Raw genomic sequence first — 12,245 nt, 5'->3', positions numbered from 1 at the left:
CCGTGCGGCATGAAAACCGCTTGCCTCTGTGACGTGAAGGCGAGAAAAGTTAATCAGCCAATTAACTCGCCCAAAGAGGCGTGTCCGAGGCACTCGCCAACCCATCGGCGATCGGCCCGCGACCCGAGGAAACAATAACGTGCTCGATAAATCAGCCCCCACCTCCACAGTCCGTACCTCCGGCCCGCTGTCGGGCTTTCGCATCGTCGAATTCGCCGGCATCGGCCCCGGCCCGTTCGCCTGCATGATGCTGGCCGACATGGGCGCCGACGTCGTCACACTCGATCGCGTGGGCGCGAAGAAGAGCATGAAGTCGGTCGCCGGACGTGGCCGCAAGGTGATCGAGCTCGACCTCAAGGACAAGGCCGCGATCGCCGAGGTGCTCGACCTGCTGGCGAGCGCAGACGCGCTGGTCGAAGGCTTCCGTCCCGGCGTCATGGAGCGACTCGGGCTCGGGCCGGACGTCGTGCTCGCGCGCAATCCGAAGCTGGTCTATGGCCGCATGACCGGCTGGGGCCAGGAAGGTCCGCTCGCCAACGCCGCCGGTCACGACATCAATTACATCTCCATCACCGGCGCGCTCGCCGCGATCGGACCTAAGGAAGCGCCGGTGCCGCCACTCAATCTGGTCGGGGATTTCGGCGGCGGCGCGCTCTATCTCGTCGTCGGCGTGCTCGCCGCGCTCCTGGAAGCGCAGAAGTCCGGCAAAGGCCAGGTGGTCGACGCCGCGATGTGCGACGGCGCGGCCTCGCTGATGTCGTTCTTCTTCGACATGACCACACTCGGGCGCTGGACCGAAGGGCGCAACCAGAACTTCCTCGACGGCGGCGCGCATTTCTACGGCGTCTATGAATGTGCCTGCGGGCACTTCGTGTCGATCGGCTCGATCGAGCCGCAATTCTACGCGCTGTTGCGCGAGCATGCGGGCCTGACCGACGCCGATTTCGACGCGCAGATGAATCCCAAGGCCTGGCCCGCGCTGAAGGAGAAGCTCAAGGCCGTGTTCAAGAGCAAGACGCGCGAGGACTGGTGCAAGATCATGGAAGGCACCGACATCTGCTTCGCGCCCGTCCTGACCATGTCGGAGGCAACACAGCATCCGCACATGGTCGCCCGCAACGTCTTCATCGAGCGTCACGGCGTGAAGCAGCCCGCGCCTGCGCCGCGCTTCTCACGCACGCCCTCGGCGGCGCGCGAGCCGGAAGCGGCCGAGATCGGGGCGGTGACCAAGGCGTGGGCGGGGCGTTAAGATCCCTGCTCGCCTCAACTCGGTCGCCCCACGAGCTTCCCTCGGTTGACGCCTCAAGACATCAAACCCGGCTGAAATCGAGGGAACTACGTCATTCGTGCAGCGGTCGCGATCTGCGATGATTGAAGCCGGCTAGCGGAGATTCGACGATGGCCCTCCAGCTGCGACCGAATTGCGAATATTGCGACCGTGACCTGCCGCCGCACGCGACGGAGGCGCGGATCTGCTCCTATGAATGCACATTCTGCGCGGAGTGCGTGGAGACCAAGCTCTTCAACGTCTGCCCTAACTGCGGTGGCGGGTTTGCACCGCGCCCGATCCGCCCCACGCAGGAATGGCGGCCGGGCGTGTGCACGACCAGGCAGGCGCCGTCGGACAAGCGGGTGCATCTGAAGTACGGCCTCGACGACGTCGCAGCGCATTGCGCGAGGATCAAGGACGTGCCGCCCGAGCAGCGGTAGGTCGTCGGCTAGCCGATCTCGCGCCTGACCTTCGCCGCGGCGTCGCACATAGCCTTCAGCTTCCCGAACGCGGTCGCGCGCGGCATGTATTTCATGCCGCAATCGGGCGCCGGAACCAGGCGCTCGGGCGACACATATTTCAAACCGTTGCGAATGCGGCCGGCGACGGTATCGACGCTCTCGATCGCGGGATCGGCGAGATCGAGCACCCCGAGCATGATCTTCTTCGACGACAGGTCCTTGAGCACGCCAAGATCGAGCTTGGGCTGCGCCGCCTCGATCGAGATCTGGTCGGCGGTGGTGTCGTCGAGCTCGGCCAGGAAGGAATAGCCGGCCGGCTTGTTCGATCCGGGCACGACGGCCGCGTAGCCGAAGCACAGATGCACCACGGTCGGCACGGTGATGCCTTGCAGGGCGCGGTTGATCGCCTTGACTGCATAGCGCTTGGCGAGCTCGGGATTGTTGCGCACCCAGGGCTCGTCGAGCTGGATCACGTCGGCGCCGGCCTTCTGCAGATCGAGCGCCTCGGCGTTGACGGCCTCGGCGAGAGCCATCGCGAGCTCTTCCTCGTCCTTGTAGAACTCGTTCTTGGCTTGCTGGCTCATCGTGAACGGGCCGGGAAGCGTGATCTTCGCCGCGCGCTCCGTGTTCTTGCGCAGAAACTGCATGTCATGCAGCTCGACCGGGCCTTTGCGCCTGACGGGGCCGACGACGCGCGGCACCGGCGTTTGCGTATTGCCGGTGCGCGCCACGATCATCGCGGGATTGTCCCCGTCGATGCCGTCGAGCGCGGTGGCGAAGCGATTGGAGTAGCTCTCGCGGCGGATTTCGCCGTCGGTCACGATGTCGATGCCCGCGCGCTCCATGTCACGGATCGCGACGATGGTGGCATCGTCCTGGGCTTCCTCCAGATGCTCCGCCGGCAGCCGCCACATGTCGTGCAGGCGGGTGCGCGGCACCACCTTCGACAGCATGGCGCGATTCACCAGCCATTCCGGCTGCGGATAGCTGCCGACCACAGTGGTTGGCAGGATGTGGCTTGGCATGGGCATGGGGGTCTCCTTCTTCTTGTTGTTCAACGCGGCAGTTCAGGCCGCGCGCGTTGTCGCGGCCGGTTCCTCGTCCTTGACAGGGTTGCGCAGGATACCGATGCCGGAGATCTCGATTTCGACGACGTCGCCGCCCTTCATCCACAGCGGTGGCGTGCGATAGGCGCCGACCCCGCCGGTCGTGCCGGTCACGATCACGTCGCCAGGCACGAGCTCGGTAAAGGTCGAGCAGTAGGCGATCAGCGCCGGCACGTCGAAGACGAGATCGGAGATCGGCGCCTTCTGCACCTCGACGCCGTTGAGCCGGGTGATCAGCGTCTGCTTGCTGACATCGGTCAATTCGTCGGTCGTGACCATCCACGGCCCGAAGCCGCCGGTGCCGGCAAAATTCTTGCCCGGCGCGAATTGGGAGGTGTGGCGCTGCCAGTCGCGAATGCTGCCGTCATTGTAGCAGGCATAGCCGGCAACGTGGCTGAGCGCGGCTTCACGCGAGATGCGGCGGCCGGCCTTGCCGATGATGACGGCCATCTCGCCCTCGTAGTCGAAGCGCTCGGATTCCAGCGGCCGGATCATCGGCTGACCGTGGCCGACCTGGCTGTTGGCGAACCGGGTGAAGATCATCGGATGCGCCGGCGTCGGATGGCCGCTTTCGGCGAGATGCGTGGCGTAGTTGACGCCGATGCAGAAGATCTTGTCGGGATCGGGCACCGTCGGCATCAGGACGACGTCCTGGAGCGCGTAGTCAACCTTTTCGCCGGCAAGCTTCTTCAGCTCGTCGAGCGAACCCTTCGCCAGCAGCGCCTTCAGCGTCGGATACGCCTTCAGGCGCTTGCCGGCGTCGATGACACCCTTGTCGGTGACGATGCCATAGCTCGCCGTGGCCGCGATGGTGAAGCTTGCAACTTTCATCAGTCAGACACTCTCTTCGATGGAGGAAACATAGTCGTTGAGCGCGAGCGCGATCTCGCCTTGGCGGATCGGAACGCATGGCGGCGGGAAGTCCTGGCGAAAACGAGCGCCGGCCGCGCTGGCACGATCGAGAAAGCGGTCCAGATGCGCCATCGCGCCGGTCGGCAGGTCGTGCAGCACCATCAGCGTCCAGGGCTGCCGGCTGCACTGGTCGAGCGCGCGCTCGGTCCAGCCGTCGGGGTCGTCCCAGTCGCGCGGAATGGAGTTCCACAGCACGCAGCTATGCTGTTTGCGGACGAGATAGTCGACCACGGACGGCTTGAGCAGCCGCTTGTCCAGATTGCCGCCGCCGCCGAACGGCCGAAACCAACGTTGCGGATGCGCGAGGTCGCCGATCGCATCCTGCGTGCGGCCGATCTCAACCTCTGCGGTGTCGCGCCCGAATTGCTCGCCGAGCGGAATGCTGTGCGTAAAGGTGTGATTGCCTATCCAGTGACCCTCACGATGGGCTCGCTCCGCAAGTCCGCGCCGCTCGGGATCGGCAAGCTTCTCGCCGATGACGAAGAAGGTGGTCTTGATGCCGCGCGCGCCGAGACTATCGAGCACGCGCGGCGTCACGTCAGGGTCGGGACCGTTGTCGAAGGTCAGGGTCAGATCGTACACGCGCATGCCTCAGGTCGCCGGCTGCATCGCGCCCTGCGCGACATCGTCATTGGCCTGGCCGCCGCGGGTGCCGGTCTGCCAGATCGCCGCCTTGCGCTCGATCCACCGGATCACGGTGTTGAAGCCGATGGCGAGGAACAGCACGAGCAGCACGCCCGCAAACACATGCGCGCTGTCGAGGATGGTGCGGTAGCGCGAGATCAGATAACCGATGCCGGCCGAGGAGATCAGCATCTCCGACACGACGACGCCGACGATCACCAGAGCGCCGCCGACACGCAGGCCGGACAGCACCGTCGGGATCGCAGCCGGGATGATGACGCGGACCAGCCGCTGGCGCAACGTCGCGCCCATGCTGCGGGCCGCGAGCAGGAGCTGCGGGTCGATGGTCTGGATGCCGGCGGCTGTCGCAAGCATCGTCGGCAGGAAGCCGTAGATCGAAGCGAACGCGATCTTGGATTCCGAGCCGATGCCGAGCCATACCGTGAAAACGGGATAGAGGATCACCAGCGGCACCGCGTAGAGGCTCGACACCATCGGCATGATCAGGATGCGCGGACCGGGCAGGCTGCCGACGATGGCGCCGAGCAGGATGCCGCCGCCGCAGGCAAACGCCATGGAGACCACGATCTCGTAGAGCGTGACCGCAAGCGCATGGCCGTATTCACCCGCGTCTGTCCAGCCCGCCATCAGCGTGGACGACAGCGAGGGCAGGAACAATTCGGCAATGAGCCCGCTGCGGGGCAGCAGCTCCCACAACGCGATCAAGCCGATCACGATCAGATGTCGCAGCGTCTTTGCGCTGATCCAGGTACTCATCCCCGCCTCACGCCGATTTGCGGATATGCCGCCAGATACGATCGCGCAGGCTGCCGAAGGCATCGCCGCTGAGCATCTCGTAGGTGCGCGGCCGCGGCAGCGGCACCTGGAGATGGTCCACGATACGGCCGGGCCGCGCCGACATCACGATCACCTCGTCGGCGAGGTAGACAGCTTCGGTGAGGCTGTGCGTGACGAAGACGACCGTTTTGCCGGTCGCGGCCCAGATCCGCAGCAGCTCGTCGCCCATGGTCATTCGCGTCTGCTCGTCGAGCGCTGCGAACGGCTCGTCCATCAGCAGCACCGGAGGGTCCTGCACCAGGCCGCGCGCGATCGAGACACGCTGCTTCATGCCGCCCGAAAGTTCATGCGGATGACGTTTGCCGAACCCGTCGAGCCCGACCAGCTTGAGCGCATCCTGCGCCTTGGCGCGGCGCTCGGCCTTGGGCACGCCGCGCAGCGCCAGCGGAAACTCGACATTATCCTCGGCCGTCAACCAGGGAAACAAACTGGCCTCCTGGAACACCACGCCGACCCGGTCGGGGTCGGGCTGCGGGATCGGCGCACCGCTGACGGTGATGGTGCCCGCAGTCTGCTGGCGCAGGCCCGCCATCATCATCAGAAGGGTCGACTTGCCGCAGCCGCTGGGGCCGACCAGCACGACGAAGCGGCCGGGCTTGACCTCGAGCGAGACGTCCTCCAGCGCGACGACGTCCTGCGTCCGGGTCTTGAAGACCTGGCCGACATTCTTCACCTCGATCGCGCCGGCGCGCGCGGCGGGCTTCAAAGGGGTCACGTTCGCCAATGGCTGCATCGCGTTTCCACCCATCTGACAAGTTCGTTGAAGGTCATGGCGATCGCGGCCACCATCACGACGCCGGCGAGGAGCTGCTTCATCTGGAAATTCTCGCCCCAGGTCGCGATCTGGTGACCGATGCCGTCGCGCGAGGCGTACATCTCGGCGAGGATGACGCCGGTCAGATTGAAGATCATCGATATCCGCAGGGCTTCCAGCAGCACCGGCAGCATGCTCGGCAGATAGACGCGAAACGCGGTCTGCCAGGGCGTCGCGCCATAGGAGCGCGCCACCGTGAGATGCTCGACCTTGACCGATTCCACCGCCGTTGTGGTCGACATGATCACGATGAAGATGGTGGAGAAGAAGCCGAAGCCGACCTTCTGGGCGAAGCCGACGCCGAACACCAGGATGAACATCGGCAGGAAGATCGATTTCGGGATGCTGAAGGCGAAGAACAGCAACGGCTTGGCGACATCGGCAAAGTAGCGGTTTTCCGCGACCAGGTAGCCGATCAATGCACCGAAGGGCACCGCGAGCGCAAACGCCGTCAGCACCTCGGTCGCGGTGACCACCAGGTCCTTCTGCACCGCCGCGCGCTGCAAGAGGTCGCCGAGCGTCACGAACGTGTCGGATGCCGACGGCAGCAAACGCGGATTGACGATGCCGGTGCGCGACAGCATCTCCCATAGCGCCAGGATCGCGACGATGATCGCGATCCGCGCCAGGTTGACGGCGAGCGTGCTCTGCATCGCGGCTACTTGGTCGGAACCGGCTTGAACTTGGTCGAGATCACCTCCTCGACCGGCACGATGTCCTTGAGCCCGCCGAGCTTGGCAAGATCGAGCGACAGCTGCACGGCGGCACTCACATTCGCCGCGCCCATGTCGCCGCTGGTCTCGAGCTTCATGATCGTGTTGTCGTATTCGAGGCCGGCGATCTCCGGCGGCATTTCGTAGAGCTCGGCGATCAGCTTGACGGTGACGTCACGGTTGGCCCGCATGAACGCGACCGCGCCGTAGAGCGCGTTGACGGCCTTCTGCACCAGCTGAGGCTTGGCGTCGGCGAATTTGTCGAGCACGATCCAGCCCGCGGTGAGGTTAGGCGGAACCGCGGTCGCGTAGTCGAGGATGGTCTTGGCTTCGCCGGATTTCGAGATCTGGAAGCTCAGCGGCGAATAGACCACGGCGGCATCGACATTGCCGGCCAACAAGTTCGGCACCAGGCCGCCGCCGCCGACGGGAACGCGCGTGAAATCGATCTTCTTGTCCTGGATGGTCCACAGCGCGAGCAGGTCGGAGCCGGAGCCGGCTGCGGTGATCGCCACCTTCTTGCCGTTGAGGTCCTTGACGTCGAGCGTGGACTTGGTCGGCACCATCAACTGCCAGCCGAAATTGCCCATCGCGGCATTGGCGACGATGCGCGACATCACGCCTTTCTTGCGCCCGGCGGAGACCAGCGACGGCGGATCGAGAATGATGTCGGCCGCGCCCGCTGCCATGCCCTCGAAGGTCTCCGCGCCGCTACGATAGATCGTCAGCTCGGCCTTGATGCCCTCCTTCTCGAACAGCTTTTGGCGCACCGCCGTCTCGGCGATCGTCGTCGGCCAGTAGGTTTTCGTGGGCAGGCCGACGCGGATGGTGTCGGCGGCGCTCGCAGGGCCGGCCAGGATAGCGGCGGCAACGAGCGACATGAACGCATGACGGCGATTGATCTTCATTCTGTTTCCTCCCGGTCTGTCTTTTTTTATGCCGAATGTCTGGGGATCGTCAGGTCGTGCGGCTCACCTCCGCAATGCGCGAGGCGGCGAGCTCGACGAATTCCTTGGTGGTGCCGAAATGCTCTGACAAGGCGCGAACTGCCGCATCCGCATCGCGCTTCATCACGGCCCCGACGATCGCCTCGTGTTCGGCCTCGACGTCGCGCGGCTTGACCCCGGGCTCGCGGCGGATCGACAGACGGCGATAGCGCTCGCTTTGCTCGTGCAACACGTCGCGGAAGCCAAGCAGCCATGGCGAGCCGCAGGCGTTGACCAGCGCACGATGGAAGATGCGGTGACGGATCACCCATTCCTCGTAATGCACGGTCGGATCGTCGGGGTAATGATACGGGACGGCTTTCAGAGCCGCCCAGGTCGATTTCACCGAGGCGAGCCAGGCTTCATCGCCGCGCTCGATCGACCGTCGCAGCGCGAGCCCTTCGATGTCGATCCGGGTCTGGGTGACGTCGGCGAGATCGGCGAGCGACACCGGGCTGACGCGGAAGCCGCGCTGGTCCGACGCCTGCACGAGTCCATCGGCAACGAGCCGCGACAGCGCCTCGCGGACGGCGGCAAGGCTCACCGAAAACTGCTTGGCGAGGCCGGCGATATGCAGCTTCTGACCCGGCATCAGCCGCGCCGCCAGGATGTCGGCGCGCAGCCGCTCGTGCAGCGCCGAAGTCAGGCTGCGCGGACCGTCGCCCGGGTTGCCGGACATATCAAACTGGAGCGGACCCATTGGGCGATGATCGCAAGGCATCGCCGCTCGGTCAACAAAAAATCGATTTTCGATTTTTAGACCGCGGGTTGTGCCGTGGAGGCGGCCGCACGCTCGTCGGGATCAGCCGCACGCCCAGTCGAACTTCATATCCCTAAAGTCGAGCTGCGCGTTGCCGCCCCCGAAATTGTAGCCGCCAAAATATTCCTCGAACTCGATGTAGAACGGGCTCATCTCCGGCACGGCCTGGCAAGGCCGCATGGTGCCACCGAGATGGTTGGGAGCGTGGTCCTTGGCCCAGTCGTGCTGGCGATAATTGTCGCCGTTCACCACCTCGCCGGCGAAATAATAGTACGATTGATAGCCGGTCGGCGGGTTCTTGCGGGTGTGCTCGTCCTGCGGGCCCTTGCCGGCATTGGGATCGTTCGCGCGGGGCGTCATGGCGATCGCGCGGGTCTCGCGGAGATCGGCGCGCGGCGGCGCGGCGAACATCTTCCGGGCGTAAGGCGCGGCGGCCTCGTAGAACGCACTGGCGCCGCCGACGTCGAGCCAACGCGGCCGTTCGGCGGTGGCGAGCGCAAGCGGCGCGGGCGGCGGCGCGAAAGGTCCCTCATATTCGACCCTGGTCAGCAGCAGCGCGGCATATTCGTAGTCGAGAATATCGGTCATCCGCGACAGGCGCGGATGTGCAGGCATCGCCATCACGGCCTCGCGAACTTCGGGATCGTCGGGCGCGCCACCGTCATTGTGATCGGGCGCGGTGGCAAAGAACGACACCGCGACGATGTCAGGGCCATGCACGCGGTAATCCTCCGGCAACAGAAGCGTGAAGCCGTGCATCAGCGGATACCCGCTGACCGGATCGAACGGCCATTGTTCGCTCCTGATGCCCGGCGGCAGCCCATACACCCAGCCCTGGTCGCGCGCCCGGTCCACGGGACGATCCAGCATCTGCAAATCATGAGCACGCGAAGGCAAGGCCACGGGTGGTCTCCATACGGACTTAAGGCCTCGCCGTTGAGGCGAGGGTTGGTCGCGGGGAGACGGGATGTGGTTCGGATAGGGACGTGGGAGAGATGCCCCTCTCCCGGTGTTTTGCCCGACGTGTCAAACGACACGAGTGCTCGCGCGGCGCTCGCGTAAGTCATTGATCCCACAGCACTCGCCTACTGTGCATGGGGTTGTTTTCGTACGTTGCGTTTGACTACCCCCGCCGCCTCGCCGCGGAAGCGTCGACGACATTGTCCACCTCCTCGCGCCAGCTCAAGATCTCCATCGCGAGCACGGGGTGGTTGAAGCCCTTGAGCTGGAGATCGTCGAGGGCGCGCGCTTCCACCCACGGCTCCACCATGCCGTAGACGCGGCGGCTGACCACGACTTGGCCGGCCTTGGCCTCGCCGCAGAGGCGGGAGGCGAGGTTGGTGACGCTGCCGATCGCGGCATATTCCAGCCGCTGCTCGAAGCCGACCTGGCCGAGCGTGGCATAGCCGAGCGCGATGCCGATGCCGAACCCCAGGCTGTGGCCGCGATTGCGCCAGCGCTCGGTCAGGGGGCCGATGGTGTCGCGCATCTCCATTGCCATCTTCACGGCGCGCTTGGTGTGGTCCTCGAACTGGATCGGCGCGTTGAACAGCACCATCACGCCGTCGCCGGCATATTTGTCGAGCGTGCCCTCGTATTTGAAGATCAGCTTGCCGAGCGCGGCGTGATATTCGCGCAGCACGTTCATCGCCTCTTCCGGCTCGGTCGCTTCCGTGAAGGCGGTGAAGCCGCGCAGATCGCAGAACACCACGGTGACCTCGCGGCGCTGGCTGGTCAGCAGCCCCTCGGGGCTGTCGGAGGAGGCGATCAGCTGCGCCACCTGCGGCGCCAGGAAGCGCTCGAGCTTGCGGATGCGCTCGATCTCACCGAGCTGGGTCCTGACGCGCTCCTCCAGCGACTTGTTCCAGTCCTTGAGCTGCTCGGTCTGCTGCTTGAGCTTGTCGGCCTGGGCACGCACGGTCTCGTTCGCGGCCTCGAGCTCGCGGCCCTTGTGGTCGACCTCGGTGAACAGGCGCGCATTGCGCATCGCCAGCACCGCCTGGTTGGCGAAGGTGCGCATCAGGCCGATGATGCTGGGCGCGAACGCGCCGCCGGCACGGCGCAGCACCACCAGCGAGCCCAGCGTGCCCTGCTGGTCGATCAGCGGCACCACCAGCACCGAATGGAAGCCGGCATTGACGGCGACGTCGCGCAGCGGCTGCTCGGCCGCCTCGTCGAGATCGGCCAGCGCGATCGGCGCGCCGCTCGCTGCAGCGTCGCTCAGGATGTTCGCGCCTTCCGCGATGGTGACGTGGGCCCCCTCGGCCGATTTGTCGATGCCGTTGGCCTCGACCAGATTGAAGCAGTGCCGTTGCGCGTCATGGCCGTAGATCAGCACGGCATCGGCATGGGTGATCTCGATGGCGCGGGACGCGATCGTCGGCAGCACGGCGTTGAGATCGAGCGAGGAAGCGACCGCGCGGCCGACCTCTTCCAGCACCTTGAGCTCGTGGATCGACTGCGCGAGATCGCGGGTGCGCTCCTCGACCTTGGTCTCGAGGTTCGAATAGGTCTCCTGGATCTGGTCGGCCATGCGGTTGAACTGGCCGGCGAGGTCCTCCAACTCGTCCGAGGTGTGCACGTCGATGCGGTGGCTGAAATCGCCCTCGCCGAGCTTGTGCGCGCCGTCGCGCAGCGCCGTGATCGGGATGATCATGCGGCGTGCCAGCAGCGTGCCGGCAAGGATCGCGACCATCAGGCCCATGCCGATCAGCAGCGCGATCCGCACCAGCTGGTCGCGGATCGGCATCAGGGCCTGCGTGGTCGGCTGCTCGAACAACACGCTCCAGCCGAGCTTCGGCACCGTGCTCGCCGCGCTCATCACCGAATGGCCGTTGAAGTCGGTGCCCGAGGTGTCGGGCTCGCCGCCGGGTGCGATCAAGGCCGCGACCTGCGGCAGCTTCGATAGGTCCTTGCCGACTTCAGGCCCTCTCGAGGACGTCGCCAGCACGCGGCCGCGCGGATCGACCACATAGGCAAAGGCCGCCTTGCCGACCTGGGCGTCGGACAAGAGATCGGAGAGGAAGCTGAGATCAATCTCGGCGACGGTGACGCCGGCGTTGAAACCGGAATGCGCCACCGAGATCGCCATGTACGGTGTCTGGTCGGCGAACCAGGCCGGCGCGTAGCTGACGCCGCGCGCGACCGCGTCGGTGAAGCGCATGTCGCGCGAGAGGTCGGAATTGCTGCCGGTCGTGGTCGACTGGCGCGAGACGCGCAGCACCTCGCGGCCGTCGCCGTTGAGCTGGAACAGCTGGTTGACGACCGAGACCTGGTGCAGCAGCGAGGCGTAGTCGGCGCGGCGCTTCTCGAGCGTGTCCTGGCTCGCCCGCGTCACCCAGCTGATCTGGCGCTCGAGCTCCGAGATCGACTGCTCGATGCGACGGGCGGCGCCCTGCGCCCTGTCCTCGAGCCCGTCGGTCAGCTGCGTCCGGGTGGCGCGGTAGGAGATCCAGGTCTCCATCGCGCCGTTGACGGCGAGCACGAACACAACCAGGCCGACGAGGGAGACGACGTATTTGGCGAACAGGCCCCCGCGCAGAGATCGTGTCTTGTCGTTCGCTCCTGCCATCCCGATCCTCTCGCGCCGCCACTGACGCTGCGCGCTATGGGCCGTACGGCCCTTTCGAGCCTTCTACCACAGTTTGGGCCGGGGGATTGTCAAGCGCCGGCCGGGCCGCCGTCGTGGTTACCCGGTGTGAGGCGATGCAAAGGAAGGGCCGCGAGGGATCAACGCGGGGC

12 protein-coding genes are annotated in these 12,245 nt (G+C 65.7%); 2 read left to right on the top strand and 10 right to left on the bottom strand.

The genetic code is table 11. From position 1 onward, the window contains the following. The first annotated feature begins 139 nt into the window (after positions 1-139). Both BCCGELA001_RS02540 and BCCGELA001_RS02535 read left to right on the top strand, forming a co-directional pair. Positions 140-1,249, top strand: a complete 1,110-nt coding sequence (locus BCCGELA001_RS02540) for a CaiB/BaiF CoA transferase family protein (RefSeq protein ID WP_008541824.1) — start codon at positions 140-142, stop codon at positions 1,247-1,249. A 149-nt stretch (positions 1,250-1,398) separates the two neighbouring features. Continuing rightward, positions 1,399-1,710: a DUF1272 domain-containing protein gene (locus BCCGELA001_RS02535; RefSeq protein ID WP_008541822.1), complete on the top strand. Its 312-nt coding sequence runs from the start codon at positions 1,399-1,401 to the stop codon at positions 1,708-1,710. Between the two features lie 8 nt (positions 1,711-1,718). Here BCCGELA001_RS02535 and BCCGELA001_RS02530 read toward each other — a convergent pair whose 3' ends face one another. The 10 genes from BCCGELA001_RS02530 to BCCGELA001_RS02485 all read right to left on the bottom strand — a co-directional run bounded on the left by BCCGELA001_RS02530 (position 1,719) and on the right by BCCGELA001_RS02485 (position 12,075). Beyond that, positions 1,719-2,762, bottom strand: a complete 1,044-nt coding sequence (locus BCCGELA001_RS02530; protein WP_202815398.1) for a uroporphyrinogen decarboxylase family protein — start codon at positions 2,760-2,762, stop codon at positions 1,719-1,721. A gap of 36 nt (positions 2,763-2,798) precedes the next feature. Beyond that, positions 2,799-3,668, bottom strand: a complete 870-nt coding sequence (locus BCCGELA001_RS02525) for a fumarylacetoacetate hydrolase family protein (protein ID WP_008541819.1) — start codon at positions 3,666-3,668, stop codon at positions 2,799-2,801. A 3-nt stretch (positions 3,669-3,671) separates the two neighbouring features. Beyond that, positions 3,672-4,337 (bottom strand): polysaccharide deacetylase family protein, encoded by a 666-nt coding sequence (locus BCCGELA001_RS02520; protein WP_060734551.1) that lies wholly within the window; start codon positions 4,335-4,337, stop codon positions 3,672-3,674. 3 nt (positions 4,338-4,340) lie between these two features. After that, complete coding sequence (locus tag BCCGELA001_RS02515; RefSeq protein ID WP_060734550.1) at positions 4,341-5,150, bottom strand: ABC transporter permease; 810 nt, start codon at positions 5,148-5,150, stop codon at positions 4,341-4,343. Positions 5,151-5,157: 7 nt separating this feature from the next. Beyond that, on the bottom strand, positions 5,158-5,964 hold the full coding sequence (locus BCCGELA001_RS02510) for an ABC transporter ATP-binding protein (RefSeq protein WP_060734549.1): 807 nt from the start codon (positions 5,962-5,964) through the stop codon (positions 5,158-5,160). Then, positions 5,943-6,698: an ABC transporter permease gene (locus tag BCCGELA001_RS02505; RefSeq protein WP_008541809.1), complete on the bottom strand. Its 756-nt coding sequence runs from the start codon at positions 6,696-6,698 to the stop codon at positions 5,943-5,945. Before BCCGELA001_RS02505 ends, BCCGELA001_RS02510 begins: the two co-directional genes overlap by 22 nt. A 5-nt stretch (positions 6,699-6,703) precedes the next feature. Then, on the bottom strand, positions 6,704-7,666 hold the full coding sequence (locus tag BCCGELA001_RS02500; RefSeq protein ID WP_060734548.1) for an ABC transporter substrate-binding protein: 963 nt from the start codon (positions 7,664-7,666) through the stop codon (positions 6,704-6,706). Positions 7,667-7,715: 49 nt separating this feature from the next. Beyond that, positions 7,716-8,423, bottom strand: a complete 708-nt coding sequence (locus BCCGELA001_RS02495; RefSeq protein ID WP_236840814.1) for a GntR family transcriptional regulator — start codon at positions 8,421-8,423, stop codon at positions 7,716-7,718. Between the two features lie 123 nt (positions 8,424-8,546). After that, complete coding sequence (locus BCCGELA001_RS02490) at positions 8,547-9,374, bottom strand: hypothetical protein (RefSeq protein ID WP_060734546.1); 828 nt, start codon at positions 9,372-9,374, stop codon at positions 8,547-8,549. 253 nt (positions 9,375-9,627) lie between these two features. After that, positions 9,628-12,075 (bottom strand): adenylate/guanylate cyclase domain-containing protein, encoded by a 2,448-nt coding sequence (locus tag BCCGELA001_RS02485; RefSeq protein ID WP_060734545.1) that lies wholly within the window; start codon positions 12,073-12,075, stop codon positions 9,628-9,630. Between the last annotated feature and the right edge of the window lie 170 nt (positions 12,076-12,245).

The organism is Bradyrhizobium sp. CCGE-LA001, from assembly GCF_000296215.2.
Taxonomy (GTDB): Bacteria; Pseudomonadota; Alphaproteobacteria; order Rhizobiales; family Xanthobacteraceae; genus Bradyrhizobium.
This window is presented reverse-complemented; position numbering and strand designations above follow the sequence as displayed.